Genomic DNA, 20,103 nt, shown 5'->3' on the forward strand with positions numbered 1-20,103 from the left:
TCACCCCAAATTTACTTTATTTGTTATGAAACTAGCAATTTGATCAATCGGACCAATTTGATCGACGAGTCCCGTTTGAATCGCCGATTTCGGCATACCAAAAATAACCGCCGTTTCTTTTGATTCTGCAATGGCATATGTTTTCGTCTGCTGCTTTAATTTTTTTAATCCTTTTGTCCCATCAGAACCCATCCCTGTTAATATCACCGCGATAATGTCTACTTCCTTCAATTTCGCCGCAGAATAAAATAATTGATCGACGGATGGTCGATGGCCGTTTACCGGAGGAAGATCGGTTATTTCTGCCGTTAATGTTTTTCCAAGTTTTTTAATTTCCAAGTGAAAGCCACCTGGAGCCAAATAAGCTACTCCATTTCGTAAAATATCGCCGTTTTCCGCTTCTTTTACAGTAATCTCACTTATATGATCAAGTCGATTCGCTAACGATTTTGTAAATTTTGCCGGCATATGTTGGACGATTAGTATTGGGGCATGAATGTTTTTCGGAATTCGCATTAAAACTTCTTGTAATGCCCTCGGCCCTCCTGTAGACGTACCAATTAAAACGATTTTCTTTTTCCGGGATTTTTTAATGATTTGTCCCTTTTCCTTTTCTTTTACATCCGTTTGTTTCATCTCGTTGGGTAATTGATATAATTGTAAATTGATTGCTTTCGCTTTAATAATCTTAGCGATTAATTCTTCTTTTACTTTATGTATATCTAAAGAAATCGTACCGGATGGTTTCGGAACAAAATCGAACGCTCCCATTTGAATCGCTCGAATCGTATTTTCTGCCCCTTCCGTTGTTGTATTCGAAAGCATAATGACAGGTAAAGGGGTTTCTTTCATAATGATATCCAATGTTTCTAAACCGTTGAGTACCGGCATTTCCACATCGAGGGTAACGACATCCGGTTTGAATGTTTGGATTTTCTTTAATGCCTCTTTCCCATTGGATGCTGTTGCAATTACCTCGATTCGATCGTCCTCGTTCAATAAATTGGATATTAATTTCCTCATAAACAACGAATCATCTACAACTAAAACTTTAATTCGAGTCATTTGCATCCTACTTTCTTAGAAGAAACGATTTTAGTTTTTCCACAAATTGCTTCGGCTCATTTTTAATTTCCGTTTTCAAAAAGTAATTTGCTACCTTTTCGATCGATTTTGCAGCGGGGGATTTCGGTGCAAGGATTAGAATCGGTGTTTGTTTTTTTACTGCCGTCATGACGGTATGATCTTCCGGAATCGTACCGATAATCTCAACTCGTTTATGGAGAAAATGCTGGATAACCGTCGACAGTCGATCGACTGTTTCCTTTCGTTCCTTCGTTGAATGAATCCGATTTCCAAGGAGATAAATCGTCGCTTCCCTTTTTATACTTAATATATATTTAATGGATGAATATGCATCCATGATTGACGTCGGTTCAGGTGTAACAATCGTTATAATATGGTCGACTGACGTTAAAAAATGTACCGTATCTTTCGTCATGCCTGCACCTAAATCGAAAATAAAATAATCATATTCATATGTAATCCGCTGAATTTCCCTTAAAAAAGCAGCCAAACGTTGTTCATTTAACATGATTAACTGATTTAAACCGGTACCACCTGCGATATAAAAGATCCCTTCTGGTCCGCGTTCGATAATTTGTTCTAAAGATAAATTATCATTGAAAAAATGACTCAAATTCTTTTTCGCTGTCATACCCGTTAATAAATCGATATTCCCCATACCGATATCTAAATCAAATAATAATACTCTTTTTCCTGATTTGGCGAGGGAAATGGAAAAATTTAACGAAATATTCGATTTCCCAACCCCTCCCTTTCCACTAATGATTGCGATTGTTTGGGCATATTTTCCACTTATTTGTTTCCTCAAACGTTGTCTAAGTTTTTCCGCTTGGTCATGCATCTTCATTCACCAACAATCCGATTGACAATTGTCTGAATCGTCCCTTCCATAATATCATCGGGAACATCTTGTCCAGTTGTTATATAGGCAACTCCCTTTTTATATTTTAATGGGATGTTGATCAACGAACCATAATGATCCGTTTCATCTAATTTTGTAAAAATTAATTTATCGATCGCTACGTTAGAAAATTGCTCGTAAATCGCGGACATATCATCCTCTTTTGCCGTTAATGAAAACACTAAATAGGTTTCCATATCCCTTGTGGAATCGATGATGCGGTCTAATTCTTGAACATTTTTAGAGTAACGAAAATTTCTTCCGGCTGTATCGATGAAGGTCATATCATACGTCTGGAATCGATGAACTGCCCTTTGAAAATCTTTGGATGTATAACATACTTCCAAAGGAACATCGAGTATTTTGGCATAGGTTTTCAATTGTTCCACAGCGCCGATCCGATATGTATCCGTCGTAATAAATGCGATTGATTTTTGTAAATCCAATTTTGCATGGGCAGCTAATTTTGCCAATGTAGTCGTCTTTCCGACACCCGTTGGACCTAAACACATTACCATCTTTTTCTGAAAACTCATCCCTCCAAAGGAATAGGGTTGTAATTTTTTTGAAAAAAATTGTTTTGCATACTTTTTCCCTTCGACATCCGTTACATTTTTATTATGTTCATAATATTTTTCTAAAAGAAAATCCGATAATTCGTCCAATAACCTCTGATCGATTCTCTGCTGTGACAGCCTGCCCATCAACGGACGAAAAGGAGGTGGAACATTTCCGAAATCCTTGTTTTCATCGGCGATTGTTGCAACCATGTTTTTGATCGATGCAATCTCTTTTAAAAGGTTTTCTTCCTCCCTTTTCGTTTGGAAACCTGTTATTTGTTTCGAATGATTGTATGTAGACAGTTCTTGTTTATGGATATTCCGAGAAATTGGACGTTCCTTATCTATTGCTGCAATCACTTCAATTCTTTTTTTTCGAAAAAAACGTAACAACCCTCCTTTGTGAATTTCCCTCGAATTTAGGATGATGGCATCTCGGCCTAATTCGGACCGAATTTGTTTCATCGCCTCCTGCATATTCGGAGCAGTATATTTTTTTACCTTCAATCGATATTCACCACCCCAACACTTTGAACTTCAATACTAGGTTCCAATTCGTTATACGATAAAATTGGAACTTGCGGAAAATGCCTTTCTGTCAAATCCTTAACGTACATCCGGATTCCTGGTGAACATAAAACGATCGGTGTTTCATTTCGACTCATCATTTTTTCAATTTCTTTAGCCAATCTTTCAATAATCAACTGGGTTGTCGTTGGATCCAAAGATATGTAATTTCCATGTTCCGTTTGTTGAATGGAATCGGCGATCGTTTTTTCAACTTTTCCAGATAAGGTAATCACTTTTAACATTTGTTGATCTGAAACATATTGGTGAGTGATTTGACTCGATAAAGCTTGTCTAACATATTCGGTTAAAATATTCGGATCGGTCGTTACTTTACCAAAATCCGCCAACGTTTCAAAAATGACCGGCAAATTTCGTATCGACACCCGTTCTTTCAATAAATTCGCCAATACTTTTTGCACATCTCCTACTGAAAGGGGATTTGGGGTCACTTCTTCCACTAATATTGGATAAGATTCCTTTAAATGATCGATCAATTGTTTCGTTTCTTCCCTTCCGAGCAATTGATAAGCGAAAGCCTTCAACACTTCCGTTAAATGGGTGCTTACGACTGATGGAGGGTCAACGACGGTATATCCTGCTAGCTCCGCCTTCTCTTTCATTTCTTCATTGATCCATTTTGCTGGAATGCCAAAAGCAGGTTCGACCGTATCAATTCCGACAATATCAGGGCTATCTTCGCCAGAAACCATCGCTAAGTAATGATCCAATAGAACTTCTCCTCGACCAACTTCATTCCCCTTAATTTTTATCCGGTATTCATTAGGAGCCAGTTGAATATTGTCACGAATCCGAACAACCGGAATGATAAAACCAAGTTCAATCGCCAATTGTCGACGAATCATGACAACACGATCGAGCAAATCTCCGCCTTGATTCGTATCCGCTAAAGGAATCAACCCGTAACCAAATTCAAATTCAATCGGATCTATATTTAATAATTGGACGACATTTTCCTGTTTCCGCAATTCCTCGCCAGCGGCTTCTTCTTGAGCTTGGATCTCCTTTTCAATCGGAACCTGATCTTCCCTCGTCATTACATACCCACCAATAAATAACAAAGCAGATATTGGCACCGTTAAAATCGACTCGATTGGTGTAAACAAACCTAATAGAAAAATCGTTCCCCCAGCCACATATAACATTTTCGGAAAAGCGAAAAGTTGGTTCGTTACATCGTGACCGAGATTATCCTCTGAAGCTGCACGGGTGACGATAATGGCAGTTGCAGTGGAAATCAACAATGCAGGCAACTGGCTGACGATGCCATCGCCAACCGTTAACAAAGAATATTTATTCGCCGCTTCTGCAAAGGACAAACCTTCCTGCACCATGCCGATTATCATTCCAAATATAAGGTTAATTAAAACGATAACAATCCCTGCAATAGCATCCCCTTTTACAAATTTACTAGCTCCATCCATCGCTCCATAGAAGTCAGCTTCACGGCCAATTTTTTCTCTACGGATTTTCGCTTCTTGTTCCGAAATCATCCCTGCATTTAAATCCGCATCGATGCTCATTTGCTTTCCGGGCATCGCATCTAACGTAAATCGGGCAGCTACTTCTGCAACCCGCTCTGCTCCTTTCGTAATGACGACGAATTGAATAATAATTAATATTAAAAAGACGACTAAACCGACTAAAACATTTCCACCGACTACGAATGTTCCAAAGGTTTCTACAACACTTCCTGCCGTTCCTTCACTTAAAATCGATCGAGTTGTCGAAACATTCAATCCGAGGCGATATAATGTTAATAATAATAAGAGAGAAGGAAAAACAGAGAATTCCAACGCTTCATGCATATTCATCGCCGCTAACAAAACGAGCAATGCTAAAGCGATATTGGTGATGATCAATATGCTTAAAAGCCACGGTTCTAGTGGAATAATTAACATAATAATGATTAAAATAACGCCAAAAACTACGGATAAATCTCTCGGTGACATTCCTTTCTCCCCTAACCATTCGATCTAATCTTCTGGAAAAATCATAATATTTTATACTTTGTTACGTAAACGATAAACGTAAGCTAAAATTTCAGCCACTGCTTTAAAAAACTCCTCTGGGATCGCATCGCCGATTTCCACTTGCGCATAAAGGGCGCGAGCTAATGGACGATTTTCTACAGTGTAGACATCGTTTTCCTTTGCAATGTAAATAATTTTTTGTGCCACAAAATCGACACCTTTTGCAACAACAATGGGGGCATCCGCTAACGTTTCATCATATTTTATAGCAACGGCATAGTGGGTCGGGTTCGTAATGACCACATCTGCCTTTGGAACCTCCTGCATCATTCGACGCATCGCCATTTCCCGTTGCTTTTGTTTAATCTTTGATTTAATAAGTGGGTCCCCTTCGATATTTTTTAATTCGTCTTTAATATCCTGTTTTGACATTCGGATATTTTTTTCAAAATCATAGCGTTGATAAATATAGTCAAAAATAGCAAGAAAAAGTAAAGCAATTCCTGAAAATAAACCCATTTTTCCTGTAATCGTAGCGATGATTACTAAACTATTTCCCGTCGTTTGATGAATCAATCGCAAAATATCTGGCATATTCATCCACAAAAAAGCAAAAGCAATTACCCCTACAAACGATATTTTTAATATCGATTTCAATAACTCAACAATGGCGCGTAACGAAAAGATTCGTTTTGCCCCTTTGATTGGGTCCAAACGTTCCAACTTCATTTTCAACGGATCGGATGAAAATAAAAATCCGACTTGAATATAATTTGCAACTAAAGCCGCCACTATTGCAGCGAGCATTACAGGTGCAAGAACCTTCATGATTTCAATGATAATTTTATATGTAATAGTTCGGATGGTCAGTTCTGTTACTTCTTGAAACATAAAATTGTTAAATGTCTCTCGAAAAATATCGAGAAAATGTCCTAAAATGAATGAACCGAAAAGAAATAAGGAAAAAAACACTGCCAGTAAGACGAAAGCAGTATTAATTTCTTGGCTCTTAGCCGTCTGCCCCTTTTTCCTTACATCTTGACGTTTCTTCGGTGTCGCCTTTTCCGTCTTTTCGCCAGCAAAAAACTGTAAATCGATCGAAAGCAAAGCCCGTCTCTCCTAACCTTGCCCCAGAAGGAACATAAAATCTCTCATCGAATATAGCAAGAGTTCAAAAATATGTTTCATTGCCAAAATCATCGTCCCCATTACAAAAAACATTAAAAGAAAACTAACCAAGATTTTCACAGGAAGTCCAACGACAAACACATTCATTTGAGGAACCGTGCGAGCCACGATACCGAGGGCGACATCGACTAAAAATAAACTAGCCACAATTGGCAATGAAATTTGAAAGGCAATCATAAACATGGCAGCAAAGGTTTTCATGATTAAAATGATTGTATTTTCCTCGCCAAAGGCTAAAAAAGGCTCCTCCAAAGGAATAAAATCGTAGCTATGGAAAATACCATCGATCAATAAATGGTGACCATCGATCGAAAGTAAAAATAGCAATGCAAATATATATAAATATTGCCCGATAATCGGACTTTGGGCACCAGTTTGAGGGTCGATCACATTGGCGATGGCAAAACCCATTTGAAAATCGATGAATCCTCCAGCAACTTGAACAGCTGACATGACGATATAGCCGATTAATCCTAAAACCAATCCGACTAAAGCTTCCTTAATCGCTAGGAATAAAAATAGCCCGTCAATTTCGATCGGTTTTGCCTCCATGGATAAGGAAAGAATGAGCGCCAAAAATGCAGCTAGCCCGATTTTGAATCGAATCGGTACGGATCTGTAAGAAAATATCGGAATCATTATGAAAAAGGACACGATTCGGACAAGAACGAGCAAAAAGATTGGAAATATATTTAACATATTTTCCATTGTTCAATCAACCTATAAATCTCGTTAAATTTGAAAATATGTTCGATGCGTATTGAACCATCCGACTAATCATCCACGGGGCAAAAATAACGACTCCGATTAGCACGGCAATAATTTTCGGAATAAAAGCTAACGTTTGTTCTTGAATTTGTGTCGTCGCCTGAAAAATGCTTACTATTAAACCAACAACTAAAGCTAATAACAAAAGGGGACCTGCTACGAGTAATGTCGTATACACTCCCTGCTCTGCCATTTTAATGACCGTCTCCGTTGTCATACGTTACACCCTCTTAAAAACTTTGTAATAGCGATTGGACGACCAAATACCAACCATCAACTAATACGAACAATAATATTTTAAACGGCAATGAAATCATAACAGGTGGCAGCATCATCATACCCATTGACATAAGAACACTGGCGACAACCATATCGATCACTAAAAATGGAAGAAAAATCATAAATCCAATTTGAAAGGCTGTCTTCAATTCGCTTATTGCAAAGGCAGGAACAAGTGCCGATAGTGGTATGTCTTCCACTGAAGTAGGCGGTTCAGCATCCGCATAATCTAAAAATAGTGCCAAATCCTTTTGCCTCGTATACTTACTCATAAATTCCTTAAAGGGCACACTGGCTCGATGATAGGCTTCTTCCAAGTTAATTTCATCATTGAACAACGGCTGTAATGCTTCTTCATTTACTTCGTAAAAGACCGGAGACATGATAAAAAATGTCATGAATAGTGCAATCCCGATGATTACTTGATTTGGTGGCATCTGTTGAGTCGCCAAACTCGTACGGACAAAGGATAAGACGATTACGATTCGTGTAAAGGAAGTGAGTAAAATTAATATAGCAGGAGCGACGGATAGAACCGTCAATAAAATCAATAGTTTGATAGCGGTTGATACCGTCCCAGGATCACTGCTATTGAAAAATGACATAAATTCATTCATCGTTTATTCCTCTCTCCACTTTGCCCTTCATTGCTTCCTTTCGTTCTTTCAATATTCGATCAAATTGATTCTCCATTTCCTGCTTAAAGGAAGAGCTCGTATTTTGTTTCTGAAAGGTATGATTGAACCGATTCAGCAAATTTTTGAAAAGATCTTTATTTTTATATAAAGGGATTGCTTCATCGCTACTCATTTTTAATATCCCTTCGATTTCCGATCTTTCATCGATTTCCTTTAACAACTCAATGTTTTCTCCAACACCAATCATATAAAGCTTATCTCCAATTTTTACGATTTGAATTGAACGGTTTCCGCCCAAATTCATTCCCGCGATGGGTCGGATAATTTGGGATGGAGGAATTTGTCCATTTTTCCTCTGCAACCACCTTAAAACGATCACGAGAAGAAATAAAACAAAAACGAGGGCAAAAATCGATTTAATCACATCCCAAACACCGATCCCAACGCGATGATCATCCGAATCCGAATCGGAAGGCCTTTTCTCCACATCTCCATTTTCAACAGAATCACCTTGCTGTTGAATCCAATCGGAAACCGAAGTATTTGATTCCGATTGGGCAAACACTTCAATAGTTAAAAAGAATGATAGAAAGGATGATAAAAGAACGGGCATTAAGATAAACATTAATTTTTGTTTCACAACGGTATGTTGTCACCACCTTACTATGAAAAGGCCTGTCCGTTTATTTTTCCAAAACGATTAAAAATACCCATTTAATCCATCAACTTCTTATGAGCCGAGGGTCTTTTTAATCGCTTCAATCACGCGATCCGCTTGAAATGGTTTTACGATAAAATCTTTAGCACCTGCCTGAATCGCATCGATCACCATCGCTTGTTGACCCATTGCAGAACACATGATAATTTTCGCATTTGGATCGATTTCACGGATTTTTTTCAGAGCTTCAATGCCATCCATCTCTGGCATTGTAATATCCATCGTGACTAAATCTGGGTTTAATTCTTTGAATTTTTCTACAGCCTGTTTTCCGTCTTGGGCTTCTCCGACCACTTGGTATCCATTTTTAACTAAAATGTCTTTGATCATCATTCTCATAAATGCCGCATCATCAACAACTAAAATTTTGTGTGACATCTTAACTCCCCCAAATTCATTTCATTCTTTTCATTCTTTCAGATTTGCTTAATATTTCCGTTACTCGAACTCCAAAATTTTCTTCAATGACCACCACTTCTCCTTTGGCGATCAACCGATTGTTTACGAGAATATCCACCGGTTCTCCCGCAAGTTTATCCAGTTCAATTATGGAACCTGGTGATAAATCGAGTATATCCTTAACGACCTTTTTCGTTCTTCCTAATTCAACCGTAACTTGCAACGGAATATCAAATAACATTTGTAAGTTACGGGGTTCGCTCCCTTCTTCCTTAATAACTTCTTGGAAATCTTGAAATACAGCAGGTTGGATTTTCTTTTTTTCTTTTGGTTTTTCTTTTTTCGTTAATGAAGATGATGTTTTCATCGATTGGTTGGATTCCTCCAAATATTGTTCTTCGATCTCTAATCCATCGTGATCCATCGATTCAAATTGTCGATCACGATGTTCTTCTTTTGGTTCAGGTTTGTTTATTAAATGAGTAACCATGGATTTTGCAAATCGAATCGGTAATAATTGCATAATTGTAGAATTGATTAAATTACCGACCGTCAGTTTAAAGCCGATTTTCACAATCGGATCATCTTCAGGAATTTTATCAATTCCCTCCTTTTCTGGAATATTCAATATATCAATAATTGGTGGTGATATTTCCACCCGCTTATCAAAGATCGTCGACATACTCGTTGCAGCAGAACCCATCATTTGGTTCATCGCTTCTTGGATGGCACTCATTTGCAATTCATTAATCTCTTCACTAACATCTTCACCTGAACCACCGAGCATTAAATCGGCGATAATACTAGCATCCCGTTGATTAATGACGAGTAAATTTGATCCACCAAAACCGGCGGTATAATTAACGACAACAGCAACATATGGATGAGGAAATTCTCTTTCCAAATTTTCTTTCCGAATAATTGAAACACTTGGTGTCGTAATTTCCACTTTTTGATTTAACAATGTGGAAAGGGCGGTCGCTGAATTGCCAAAGGAAATATTCCCTATTTCACCAAGGGCATCCTGTTCCACTTCCGTCAATAATTTATCGGATGAATGAGACATTTTTTCATTCGATTCAGTTGTATCTCCATTCAGTAGTGCATCGATTTCTTCTTGGGAGAGTAAACCATCACTCTTCATCCTTTTCTCCCTCCTTAATGACATCTAGGATTTGCACAGCCAACCGTTTATTTCTTTTTCCGAGTTGACCGAAAAATTTCGGAATATGACCAACTTTTACAACGACCGGTTCATCAATCCTGTTATTCAATTCAATACTATCACCGACGGATAAATTTAAAAATTCCTCTACAGTGATTTCCGATTGACCGAGTTCACAAATAATCTCTAGTTCAGATTCTTTCACTTTTCCCTTTAAAGCAGAGATATTTTCAGGTTTTGTTTCCTTTTTTTCCGTTTGCATCCAATAGCTAACAGATAACTTTGGAATGATCGGTTCTAATAAAATATGAGGAATACATATGTTGATCATTCCGCTCGTTTCACCAATTGTCGTATTTAATGATATAACAACAACCGTTTCATTTGGTGAAACCATTTGTAAAAATTGTGGATTGACTTCAAAACCTTTTAAAACAGGATCGATTTGAGCGATTGTTTCCCATGCTTCACTTAACTGTTCAAAGGCTTTCTCAAATAAATTATTCATAATTTTCGTTTCTATATCTGTTAACTGATCAATCTTATTCACACTCGTACCAGTACCGCCCAGCACCCGATCGAGCATCGAATAGGCAATATTCGGATTGATTTCAATTAACATTCTACCATCTAAAGGAGGAACTTCATATAAATACAAAATGGTCATTTTCGGTATTGAACGGATAAATTCTTCGTACGGAATTTGGTCTGCACTAGCTACATTGATTTGTACATATGTACGCAACTTTGCAGAAAAGAAAGTCGTCAATAACCGGGCGAAATTTTCATGAATTCTCGTTAAACTTCGAATTTGTTCTTTGGAAAACCGTAGCGCCCGTTTAAAATCATATGTTTTTATTTTCCTCTGTTCTTCTTCCTTTTTAATCTCTTCAGCACTTACTTCCCCTGTTGAAATGGCAGAAAGAAGTGCATCAATTTCACTTTGCGACAAAATTTCACCCGAGGACAAATTGAGTCACCTCCACACTTCCATTTTTGATCACAGGAATGGAGAAACCTGTTTAAACTATTGAATAATGCAGGATGTTATGTATACTTGTTCCACTTTTCCATTTTGCAATATGGCATTAATTTTTTCTTTAATACTTTGTTCCAGTTGAATTTTTCCTTCGGTAGTAAGAATATCCTTCGCTTCCAATGAGGATAAATGTTTAATAATGATGTTGTTCACTTGAAATTCTCGTTTTTCCAATTCTTTTTTTGCATCTTTTCTATCGGTTTGAATTTTAAAAGCGATGTTTATGTAATGATCACTACTTAAATTGGTCGTGATTTCAGGTATATCGACGGAAAGTTCAAGAATTTCCTCTACTGTCGGCTCATCGTTTGCCTTCGGTTTCTCTGACAAGAAAAAAATATAAATGGCAGCAGCGACTAATAATATGGACATTGTAGAAAAAAGAAAGACTTGAAACGATTTATTCATGGAAAAGCGCCCCCTTTTCGTGACGACCAAGCACTTGAATATCTTTATAAAAATCTTTTGATAAATCAATTACTGTCTGTTCCTTTTCCTTCACGACAATTTTTTTCCCATTCGTTAACGTAATGGTCGTATCAGGAAAGGATTCTACCGTTTCGATGTAGAGAGCATTTAAATAAAATTTTTTTCCGTTTAATTTCGTTAATTGAATCATGTTTCGGGGGCAGATATTCCCCTTCCCCTCCTTAAAACGGAATATTTAGGATTGATTCAAAAAGGAGAAACCAAGGGGAGAGTGTCTCCCTCTGGTTCCTTTCATTATTCATTAACGTTTCAAATTCACCAATTCTTGTAAAATTTCATCGCTTGTCGTTATAATCCGCGTGTTCGCTTGAAATCCCCTTTGGGCGACGATCATTTCTGTAAATTCTTCTGATAAATCCACATTGGACATTTCGAGTCTTTCCGATAAGATTGAGCCGCGACCGTCACCAGCATAACCGATATTGGCAGCCCCAGAGTTAACGGATGATTGGAATAAATTTCCTCCCACACTTTGTAACCCGGAAGGATTACTAAATTTGGCAACGGCTAAATAGCCGAGGGTGGCAATAAGCCCGTTGGAATAAATGCCGTTTATTTCACCAGTTGGACCGATATTAAAGCTTAACAACTGACCTTCCGTATTTCCGTCGGGTAAAATGGTTGCATCATTTGAACCTTGTTGGAATGTTAATTGATCTAAATTTAATGAATAATTGACATTATTTCCATCAACAGTAATCGCTTGTGTAACAGAAACCGAATCTCCTGGATTAAATGTATTTGTAGAAGAAGTCAAAGTTCCTGAACCGTTATCAGTCATCGAAATCACTTGAGTGATATTCCCATTCCCATCATATTGGATGACCATGTGTGGATCTGTTGTTGAATCAAATGTATCTGGATTCGTAAAATAAACGGTCCACTCGTTCCCATTTGCTTTTTCAAAATAAATATCAATTCGATTCGTCTTCCCATTGGAATCCACTACTTCAAATTGTTGGGAATAGACAAATCCGTCAACAGCATTACTGGATAAATTCCCAGAAATCCCGATACTTTGGGTTGCTACAGCTGGCAACGTAGCGTTGACGTTCACGATAACATCGCCCAAATTCCCGTCCATATCAAAGGCTTGTACTTTGTAACCATCTGCGTTTACCATCGTTCCAAATTCATCTAAATATAAATTTCCTGCCCTTGAAAACAAATATTGATCTCCATCTTTAAAGACAAAATATCCGTCTCCGTTAATGGCCAAGTCTAAGGAACGACCGGTGGATTGCATACTCGCCTCCGTATGAATCGAGTCGATTGTGGCAATTTCCGTACCTAATCCAACTTGTTTCGGATTCATTCCTCCCCGGTTTCCTTGGGCGGCAACAGCACCGGAGATCGTTTGACTCATCGCATCTTTAAAAGTAACCCGACCCTTTTTAAACCCATATGTGTTCACATTGGCAATATTATTTCCGATTACATCAAGTTTCGTTTGAAAACTTTTTAGCCCACTTATGCCAGAATACATGGATCGTAACATATCCCATTTCTCCTTTCATCGTTTTATTTGCTGCTTCAGTCGGTCCACAGCAAGGCTTTCCTATCCGGTCCAGCCTACGATTCATCAATAATAATCGTACCATTTATATTTGTAAAGATTTGTTTCGTCGCTTCCTGACGGTTCATAGCAGTAATGACCGTTTCATTTTTCGCACTAACAATCAACGCCGCATCTTTTAACAACACGAGGGATTCATTTACACCCATTTCCTTAGCCTCTTTGACCTTTTCGGAAATTTTATTCCAATTGGCCTCAGAAATTTTTATATCCCGCTGTTGGATGCGCTCCTTTGCATGTTTACTAATGACTAAAGAGCGATCGTATTTTTCAACTGCTTCCTTTAAATGATGAGTAAAACTTGAAACATTTCGATGTTCTATAGCCGTTTTACTTGATTTTTGAAAACCTACTGGTGGAATAAAGGACTTTTGAATATGCATATGACCATTCCTTTATGTGAAATCTATCCTTTTACGGCTGATTTGTGACAGAAATAATGTCTTCTGGACTAAGTACAGTACGATCTTCATCGTCTAATTGGAAATAAATCGCTCCATCTTTTCGAATAACCGATTGGACAGTCCCCGATGCTTCTATTCCATCCTTTTTCCAACTGACTTGTTTTCCAATTAAATAACTAGCTTGAACGATTGTCTGTTCATAAGAGTCATTGTGCACTTCCGAGACATTACTTGGGGACAGTTCCGTGCCATCTTCCAGATAAAAGCGTGGTGTATCTTCAGCAAATGAAATGGTTGAAATAACCCCTTTTCCTTCTTCAATGATTGGTTCCTTTTCCTCGTTGTACGAAACTTTATGCCAAAGAACTTCCTTTCCTATAAGTTGTAAGTAGTTCACTTGTTGATCATTTTTTTCAGCTTGCAAAAGAGAATTGAGGGATTCTTTCATATCCATTAATTGTTCTACCGATGTAAAAGTTGCCATTTGTGCAATAAAATCTTTATCTTCTAAAGGATTTAACGGATCTTGATTTTGTAGTTGGGCCATCAATAATTTTAAAAATGTGTCCTTCCCGATCGTATTTGTGGGCGTCCGTTTATCTTGTTGTACGGAAGATAAGAAAAGATTCGTATCGATTATATTCGACATTTTCATCACCTATATTTCCATATTAAATAACGCTTCTTGAAAGGTCATTTCCTTTGAGTCTTCGTTTTTTTCCCCATCTTCGTTTCGATCGTTTGAGTATCCCCCAGATCCGTAGAAGGATTGTTCCTGATCTTCAAACCCATCAAATGCCCCTTCTGTTTGCATATCAATGCGAGTAACATTGATATTTTGTTGAACAAAAGCATGGCGTAATGAGGACAGTTGGGTTTCTAATAATTCTTTTGCTCGATCCGTAGAAGAAATAATTTTTGCAATGATTTCTCCTTGTTTTTGAACGAGCTCGATTTTCAATTCTCCGAGATGTTCTGGATGTAATTTCACCGTAAGGCGCTGGACATTTCCGTTTTTAATGAAATTACCACGGGAAAGGATCGATGCAAATTCCTTTTCAAATTGCTTATAGGAAACCGGTTGTTGATCACGATCGATTAATTTTAACGTTTCCGGATGGCCCGTTTGCTGAAGGGACTGAATTTTATTAACAACTGAAAAGGATCCTTCTGCTTTTTTATCGTTTAGAATCTTTTCCTCTCCTTCGAAAGTTGTCACAGAACTTGCCATTCGATTTAAAATTGGTTCATCGGTTTTCCCCTTCCCTGAACGACCTAATTGTTGACTGATTTGGAAAAAATCCGTATTTTTTTCATTTTTCTCATTCAAAAATTGGCTGTCGTCATTTTGTTGCGGAAGGGGTGGGGATGTATTGAGTTTAATTTGATCTTGTCCACCGGCTAATCCTTGTTTGGAAATCCCATCTTGATTTGAGTGATTCGCTACATAATTTTTTATTTGTGCCACTTGAAAGCGATCCTGCCCTAAAGGAAATGGGAAAACGATATTTCTTTCCTTCGTCCCGTCGCCCCCATTCCATCTAGAGTAAACAGATTGTAAATCCAAATCAAACCCATTCTTTTGGATAAACGTCTCAAGAACACGAAAGGATTCTGGATCCAACTGTTTCTGTTCCATCGTTTGATAACGAATCATTTGGCCAGCCATTTTCAAAAGAGGAACGACATTGGCTTTAAATTTTTCAGTCGATGGAAAGGAACTCATCAACTGATTTAAAACATTGAAAACTCCAATCAATGACCAATCTAAATTCTCTTCATTCATATCTTTGACGAATGATTGCAATTCAGTTAATTTCACCTGATCATCTTCATCCATTTCAGAAGAAAGAGCCGAAATGAGGTTTTTTAATACTGTTTTAATATCCTCAATAGAGATCGAGTTGAGATCCTCTTGATCCGTTAGTAAAGCATCTTCATCGGTGAGAAGGGGCCCTACTGAAGGAAGGAAGTCCTTAACAAAGGATGTAGTTTTCCATTTGGCTTCTTCCAAATCGCTCGTCTCAACTACATCTTGCCCGTTTCCACTTGTCAATCTTGTCAATACGTTGTGAAAATCACTGTTTCCTTTTTCATCTTTAATTTGTCCTTGAACAAGTTGTTCTTTACCAAAGTTCATGAAGCTTTCAATCGGTCCGATTTGCATGATTTCACCTCCTTTCAAAGGATCGAAATAAGATATTCGGTTTATTGACTTTTTTCTAACTCTGCCAACCGATTTGTAAACTGGGCAGCATCTTGTGGTGGCATCTTTTCCAAAATATCAGCCAATTGATCTTCCGATAAATCAGCAAGTATGTTTAAAGCGGTATTTTCATCCATTTCCACTAATATAAGGGCTGCTTCCTTCGGTTTCATTGTTTCGTATGTCTTGATTACAGAATCCCAGTTTTTACTTGTCGTTCCCTTCGAATTCATTAATTCATTTAAATCTCGTTCCAATCGCTTCTTCTCTTCTTCCAATTGGGCAATTTCTTTCTCTTTATCTTCCAGTTTTGATTGTAATTGGGATGATTTTGCTTCCTCATTTTTCAATTCCGCTTGTAACTTGCGAATTGTATTTTCCAAATCATCCACTGATGTTTCATCATTCTTTTCTTGCCCAAGAAAATTCCCTATTACTGGTATTTTTTCCGTCTCTTTGAAAACATTGATTCCTTGAATTGATAAAACGATGAGTAAAATTGAGAGCGCAATTAAAATAGGGAATATTCCGCCAAAAACAATCCATTGAAAAATACCAAACTTTTTCTTCTTCTTTTCCTTTTCTTTACGCATCGTTATACCGTTTTCTCCCTTGCCACAATTTGCATCGAAATTTCATCGGTCATTTTTCCATCCTCATCGTTAAGAAATTGTAAAAATCTTTCAAATTCCTTCTCCTTTAGAATTTCTAGTTTTTTTACTTCAATGTTTTTCTCAAGAAGTTGTTTTTCTTCCCTTTGCATATTCGTTCTTGCAATGATTACTTCTTTCTGGCACTGATCAATTTCCCGATTTAATTTTGATAAATAATATTGGTTCAATTGGATCGCTTGAATTGATATGCCCTCTTGAATTTTTTCCTGTTGATCGGCCTCGAATATTTCCTTCTGTTTCAATAGGTGATATAATTTTTCTGCCACTTTTGAAAATTGATCTACCGATTTTTGATAGGATACGATCGCTTCTTGTTTTTCCTTTTCACGGATTTCAAGAACTTTTTCAAATTTATATGTGAATTTCATCGGCTATCACCCTTTTATCAGTTCATTTAACGCATGAATCGTTTGTTCCATAGTGATCTTTTCGTCGATATTTTGTTTTAAAAAGGCAGATATTTTTGGATGATACCGGATGGCTTCATCGATTTCCTTCGATGTTCCTTTTTTATATGCACCGATATGAATTAAGTCTTCCGATTCGTGATATGTATGTAATAAATCTCGTATTCTTTCTGCTTGCAACCGATGTTCTTTCGAAACGATTTCATTCATTAAACGACTAACACTTTTCAATATATTGATAGCTGGATATTGACCCTTATTCGCTAATTTTCTGTCGAGAACAATATGTCCATCGAGTATGCCTCTTACTGTGTCAGAAATCGGTTCGTTGAAATCATCACCGTCAACTAAAACGGTATATATACCGGTAATCGTTCCGTATTCATCTGTCCCTGTTCGTTCTAATAATTTCGGTAACATCGAGAATACGGAAGGAGTATATCCTTTCGTTGCAGGTGGCTCACCGATGGCCAAACCGACTTCCCTTTGTGCAAGGGCAATTCGTGTAACGGAATCCATCATAAGCATGACATCTAAGCCCTTTTTACGGAAATATTCGGCAATTGCAGTTGCTGTATACGCCCCTTTGATCCGCATTAAAGCTGGTTGATCACTCGTTGCAGCGACGATAATCGATTTTCTTAACCCTTCTTCTCCAAGATCCCTTTCGATAAACTCCCTAACTTCCCTACCTCTTTCTCCAATCAGGGCGATCACATTTAAGTCAGCTTTCGTATTTCTTGCAATCATCCCAAGCAATGTGCTTTTACCAACACCACTTCCTGCAAAAATACCGATTCGTTGACCCTTTCCAATCGTTAATAATCCGTCGATGGCACGGATTCCTAACTCCAAAGATTCACGAATAGGCGGTCGTTTCAACGGATTCGGCGGCTCTTGTTCCGTTGAAAAAAGTGGCATATTCGGTAAATTCGAACCATCCAACGGTTGCCCAAGGGAGTTTAAAACTTTACCGATTAATGCATCTCCTACCTTTATTTTCAACGATTCTCCCGTATTTTCCACAAGCCAGCCGGGTGCGATTTCATTAACGGATGTATAGGGCATAATAATAATCGTCTCTTCTTTAAAGCCGACTACCTCACCGATAATTTTTTTCCCCTTTCGATTATGAAAGTCGCGGGAATAAATATAGCAAATGTCACCGATGGAACTGGTAGGCCCTTCTGCTTCAATCATGATACCGATCACTTGTTTCACTCGGCCAAACCGTTTATATGTATCAACTCGATCGATTTCCTCTAATACATCAATTGCTCTCATGAATTGGTCCCTGCCAGTCGTTCGTATAATTTTTCTGCCAATTGTTGAAATTGACTATCGATTCCCGCATCGATAAAGCCACCTTCCATTTCGATCAAACAGGCCGTCTCTGCCAACTCATCTTTCGGATGAAAAAAGATTTGGTAGTCGATTGGGATGTTCGAAAAAATTTCATCTTTTCGATCGAGTAATGTGGAATAATATTTTGGATGCACATATACCTGAATTTCTTTCGAATGCTTCGCTTCTTCTATCGCTTCCTTTACGATTGGAAGAAACATTTCTTTTTTATCCGCCAAACTTGTTTTGACAATTTTTTCGGCAGCTTTTAAAGCAATTGATAATATCATTTGTTCCGCCCGTTCGATGGCTTGATCATATTCGTTTTTCGCATCGATTGCTATTTGCTTCGCCAATTGTATGTGCTTTTCCATTTCTGAATAGCCAATTTCTTTCCCTTGAACAAACCCATCGTTATAACCTTTTTTCTTCGCTTGATCAAATATTTGGCGCCTTTTTTTTTCCATATTTTCTTTCAAAGTTTTCATTTCATTTTCGATTCGTAGTGCCTTTATTTTTGCCTCTTCAATAATGTTTTGGGCTGTTTTTTGAGCTTCTTCCAAATGTTGTGAAAAATTTTGTTCTTGTATTTCTTCCTTTTCCCTTTCGGCTGGAGTGGACGGGAAGAGACGAATGGTAATGACTTTTTCTTCGGCTTTTCCTGCGAAACCATTCTTAATTAATTTAGACAATGATATCGTCACCTCCACCCCGTGCGATGATGATTTCTCCAGCATCTTCTAATCTACGAATAACAGAGACGATTCGGGTTTGGGCTTCCTCCACATCACGCAATCTGACTGGTCCCATAATTTCCATTTCTTCCATAAATGTTTCCTTCATTCGTGTGGACATATTTCTGAAAACAACTTCTTTTACTTCATCACTCGCACCTTTTAATGCAAGTAGTAAATCATCATTTTCACAATCCCGAATGACAAGTTGTATAGCCCGATTATCTAGGGTTACGATATCTTCAAATACAAACATTCGCTTCTTAATTTCCTCAGTTAGTTCAGGGTCTTGTACAGCTAACGATTCTAAGATCGTTCTTTCCGTCGATCGGTCAACACCATTTAACACTTGGACAATCGCTTCGATTCCACCAGCCTTCGTGTAATCTTGTGTGAAGGTAGCGGATAATTTCTGCTCAAGTATTTGTTCAACTTCAAAAATAATTTCGGGCGATGTACTATCCATAAGTGCAATTCTTTTCGCCACATCCGCTTGCATTTCATCAGGCAAATTGGAGAGAATTTGGGCTGCCTGATTCGGTTCTAAATAAGACAAAATCAGTGCGATCGTTTGTGGATGCTCATTTTGAATAAAGTTTAAAATTTGGTTAGGATCCGCTTTTCTTGCAAAATCAAAGGGCCTTACTTGTAAAGATGATGTCAGACGATTGATGATCATCGAAGCCTGTTCTGGTCCTAACGCTTTTTCTAATATCGCCTTTGCATAACCAATTCCACCTTGGGATATATAATCTTGGGCAATCGCTAAATTGTAAAATTCCTCTATAATTTCCTCTTTTTTTTCCGAGTCTACTTTTTTTACCGATGAAATTTCCAACGTTAATTTCTCAATTTCTTCTTCCGTTAAATGTTTAAAAACATTGGCAGCGGCATCCTCTCCGAGAGTGATGAGGAGGATCGCTGCTTTTTGCAACCCGGAAAATTGTTTTTTCAAAGCCAATATCCA

Annotated in this window: 23 protein-coding genes; all 23 read right to left on the reverse strand. The window is 37.8% G+C overall.

The window, feature by feature from the left end; genetic code table 11:
• Window positions 1-1,065 (reverse strand): protein-glutamate methylesterase/protein-glutamine glutaminase, encoded by a 1,065-nt coding sequence (locus OE105_RS05635; RefSeq protein WP_275421766.1) that lies wholly within the window; start codon window positions 1,063-1,065, stop codon window positions 1-3.
• Between the two features lie 7 nt (window positions 1,066-1,072).
• A complete protein-coding gene (locus OE105_RS05640) occupies window positions 1,073-1,933 on the reverse strand; it encodes a MinD/ParA family protein (protein WP_275421767.1) in 861 nt (286 codons plus the stop codon).
• A complete protein-coding gene (flhF, locus tag OE105_RS05645; RefSeq protein ID WP_275421768.1) occupies window positions 1,930-3,054 on the reverse strand; it encodes a flagellar biosynthesis GTPase FlhF in 1,125 nt (374 codons plus the stop codon). Before flhF ends, OE105_RS05640 begins: the two co-directional genes overlap by 4 nt.
• Window positions 3,051-5,087, reverse strand: coding sequence for a flagellar biosynthesis protein FlhA (flhA, locus tag OE105_RS05650; RefSeq protein ID WP_275421770.1), 2,037 nt, complete (start codon window positions 5,085-5,087; stop codon window positions 3,051-3,053). Before flhA ends, flhF begins: the two co-directional genes overlap by 4 nt.
• Before the next feature lie 51 nt (window positions 5,088-5,138).
• Entirely contained in the window at window positions 5,139-6,215 is a 1,077-nt protein-coding gene (flhB, locus tag OE105_RS05655) for a flagellar biosynthesis protein FlhB (protein WP_275421771.1), read from the reverse strand.
• Window positions 6,216-6,227: 12 nt separating this feature from the next.
• The gene (gene fliR / locus OE105_RS05660; RefSeq protein ID WP_275421772.1) at window positions 6,228-7,004 is read right to left on the reverse strand and encodes a flagellar biosynthetic protein FliR; all 777 of its coding nucleotides are present in this window, start codon (window positions 7,002-7,004) and stop codon (window positions 6,228-6,230) included.
• 7 nt (window positions 7,005-7,011) lie between these two features.
• A complete protein-coding gene (gene fliQ, locus OE105_RS05665; protein WP_275421773.1) occupies window positions 7,012-7,281 on the reverse strand; it encodes a flagellar biosynthesis protein FliQ in 270 nt (89 codons plus the stop codon).
• Window positions 7,282-7,294: 13 nt separating this feature from the next.
• Window positions 7,295-7,960 (reverse strand): flagellar type III secretion system pore protein FliP, encoded by a 666-nt coding sequence (fliP, locus tag OE105_RS05670; RefSeq protein ID WP_275421774.1) that lies wholly within the window; start codon window positions 7,958-7,960, stop codon window positions 7,295-7,297.
• On the reverse strand, window positions 7,953-8,621 hold the full coding sequence (locus tag OE105_RS05675) for a flagellar biosynthetic protein FliO (RefSeq protein WP_275421775.1): 669 nt from the start codon (window positions 8,619-8,621) through the stop codon (window positions 7,953-7,955). Before OE105_RS05675 ends, fliP begins: the two co-directional genes overlap by 8 nt.
• 90 nt (window positions 8,622-8,711) lie before the next feature.
• On the reverse strand, window positions 8,712-9,077 hold the full coding sequence (locus OE105_RS05680) for a response regulator (protein WP_275421778.1): 366 nt from the start codon (window positions 9,075-9,077) through the stop codon (window positions 8,712-8,714).
• A gap of 16 nt (window positions 9,078-9,093) precedes the next feature.
• The gene (gene fliY / locus OE105_RS05685) at window positions 9,094-10,242 is read right to left on the reverse strand and encodes a flagellar motor switch phosphatase FliY (RefSeq protein WP_275421779.1); all 1,149 of its coding nucleotides are present in this window, start codon (window positions 10,240-10,242) and stop codon (window positions 9,094-9,096) included.
• Window positions 10,232-11,233, reverse strand: coding sequence for a flagellar motor switch protein FliM (gene fliM / locus OE105_RS05690; protein WP_275421780.1), 1,002 nt, complete (start codon window positions 11,231-11,233; stop codon window positions 10,232-10,234). The genes fliY and fliM overlap by 11 nt, the downstream gene beginning before the upstream one ends.
• Before the next feature lie 57 nt (window positions 11,234-11,290).
• On the reverse strand, window positions 11,291-11,710 hold the full coding sequence (gene fliL / locus OE105_RS05695) for a flagellar basal body-associated protein FliL (RefSeq protein ID WP_275421781.1): 420 nt from the start codon (window positions 11,708-11,710) through the stop codon (window positions 11,291-11,293).
• A complete protein-coding gene (locus tag OE105_RS05700) occupies window positions 11,703-11,921 on the reverse strand; it encodes a flagellar FlbD family protein (protein ID WP_275421782.1) in 219 nt (72 codons plus the stop codon). The genes fliL and OE105_RS05700 overlap by 8 nt, the downstream gene beginning before the upstream one ends.
• Window positions 11,922-12,032: 111 nt before the next feature.
• Window positions 12,033-13,289 carry a flagellar hook protein FlgE gene (locus OE105_RS05705; protein WP_275421783.1) on the reverse strand — a complete coding sequence of 419 codons (1,257 nt, stop codon included), beginning with the start codon at window positions 13,287-13,289 and terminating at the stop codon, window positions 12,033-12,035.
• Between the two features lie 74 nt (window positions 13,290-13,363).
• A complete protein-coding gene (locus OE105_RS05710; RefSeq protein WP_275421784.1) occupies window positions 13,364-13,750 on the reverse strand; it encodes a TIGR02530 family flagellar biosynthesis protein in 387 nt (128 codons plus the stop codon).
• Window positions 13,751-13,781: 31 nt separating this feature from the next.
• Window positions 13,782-14,426 carry a flagellar hook assembly protein FlgD gene (flgD, locus tag OE105_RS05715; protein ID WP_275421785.1) on the reverse strand — a complete coding sequence of 215 codons (645 nt, stop codon included), beginning with the start codon at window positions 14,424-14,426 and terminating at the stop codon, window positions 13,782-13,784.
• Between the two features lie 3 nt (window positions 14,427-14,429).
• A complete protein-coding gene (locus OE105_RS05720; protein ID WP_275421786.1) occupies window positions 14,430-15,938 on the reverse strand; it encodes a flagellar hook-length control protein FliK in 1,509 nt (502 codons plus the stop codon).
• Between the two features lie 41 nt (window positions 15,939-15,979).
• Window positions 15,980-16,570 (reverse strand): MotE family protein, encoded by a 591-nt coding sequence (locus OE105_RS05725; protein ID WP_275421787.1) that lies wholly within the window; start codon window positions 16,568-16,570, stop codon window positions 15,980-15,982.
• A gap of 2 nt (window positions 16,571-16,572) precedes the next feature.
• Window positions 16,573-17,019 carry a flagellar export protein FliJ gene (gene fliJ, locus OE105_RS05730; protein ID WP_275421788.1) on the reverse strand — a complete coding sequence of 149 codons (447 nt, stop codon included), beginning with the start codon at window positions 17,017-17,019 and terminating at the stop codon, window positions 16,573-16,575.
• Window positions 17,020-17,025: 6 nt separating this feature from the next.
• Window positions 17,026-18,342: a flagellar protein export ATPase FliI gene (gene fliI / locus OE105_RS05735; RefSeq protein WP_275421789.1), complete on the reverse strand. Its 1,317-nt coding sequence runs from the start codon at window positions 18,340-18,342 to the stop codon at window positions 17,026-17,028.
• Window positions 18,339-19,094: a flagellar assembly protein FliH gene (gene fliH / locus OE105_RS05740; protein ID WP_275421790.1), complete on the reverse strand. Its 756-nt coding sequence runs from the start codon at window positions 19,092-19,094 to the stop codon at window positions 18,339-18,341. The genes fliI and fliH overlap by 4 nt, the downstream gene beginning before the upstream one ends.
• Entirely contained in the window at window positions 19,087-20,097 is a 1,011-nt protein-coding gene (gene fliG, locus OE105_RS05745; protein ID WP_420842576.1) for a flagellar motor switch protein FliG, read from the reverse strand. Before fliG ends, fliH begins: the two co-directional genes overlap by 8 nt.
• Window positions 20,098-20,103 lie beyond the last annotated feature (6 nt).

The organism is Fervidibacillus halotolerans (assembly GCF_026547205.1).
Lineage (GTDB): Bacteria > Bacillota > Bacilli > Bacillales > Caldibacillaceae > Fervidibacillus > Fervidibacillus halotolerans.

Bases quoted from the DNA above. Each gene is read 5' to 3' on its own strand.
- OE105_RS05635 (WP_275421766.1), bottom strand. From the start codon at position 1,065: ATGACTCGAATTAAAGTTTTAGTTGTAGATGATTCGTTGTTTATGAGG.
- OE105_RS05640 (WP_275421767.1), bottom strand. From the start codon at position 1,933: ATGAAGATGCATGACCAAGCGGAAAAACTTAGACAACGTTTGAGGAAA.
- flhA (WP_275421770.1), bottom strand. From the start codon at position 5,087: ATGTCACCGAGAGATTTATCCGTAGTTTTTGGCGTTATTTTAATCATT.
- fliR (WP_275421772.1), bottom strand. From the start codon at position 7,004: ATGGAAAATATGTTAAATATATTTCCAATCTTTTTGCTCGTTCTTGTC.
- fliQ (WP_275421773.1), bottom strand. From the start codon at position 7,281: ATGACAACGGAGACGGTCATTAAAATGGCAGAGCAGGGAGTGTATACG.
- fliP (WP_275421774.1), bottom strand. From the start codon at position 7,960: ATGAATGAATTTATGTCATTTTTCAATAGCAGTGATCCTGGGACGGTA.
- OE105_RS05680 (WP_275421778.1), bottom strand. From the start codon at position 9,077: ATGTCACACAAAATTTTAGTTGTTGATGATGCGGCATTTATGAGAATG.
- fliY (WP_275421779.1), bottom strand. From the start codon at position 10,242: ATGAAGAGTGATGGTTTACTCTCCCAAGAAGAAATCGATGCACTACTG.
- fliL (WP_275421781.1), bottom strand. From the start codon at position 11,710: ATGAATAAATCGTTTCAAGTCTTTCTTTTTTCTACAATGTCCATATTA.
- OE105_RS05700 (WP_275421782.1), bottom strand. From the start codon at position 11,921: ATGATTCAATTAACGAAATTAAACGGAAAAAAATTTTATTTAAATGCT.
- OE105_RS05705 (WP_275421783.1), bottom strand. From the start codon at position 13,289: ATGTTACGATCCATGTATTCTGGCATAAGTGGGCTAAAAAGTTTTCAA.
- OE105_RS05710 (WP_275421784.1), bottom strand. From the start codon at position 13,750: ATGCATATTCAAAAGTCCTTTATTCCACCAGTAGGTTTTCAAAAATCA.
- flgD (WP_275421785.1), bottom strand. From the start codon at position 14,426: ATGAAAATGTCGAATATAATCGATACGAATCTTTTCTTATCTTCCGTA.
- OE105_RS05720 (WP_275421786.1), bottom strand. From the start codon at position 15,938: ATGCAAATCGGACCGATTGAAAGCTTCATGAACTTTGGTAAAGAACAA.
- OE105_RS05725 (WP_275421787.1), bottom strand. From the start codon at position 16,570: ATGCGTAAAGAAAAGGAAAAGAAGAAGAAAAAGTTTGGTATTTTTCAA.
- fliJ (WP_275421788.1), bottom strand. From the start codon at position 17,019: ATGAAATTCACATATAAATTTGAAAAAGTTCTTGAAATCCGTGAAAAG.
- fliI (WP_275421789.1), bottom strand. From the start codon at position 18,342: ATGAGAGCAATTGATGTATTAGAGGAAATCGATCGAGTTGATACATAT.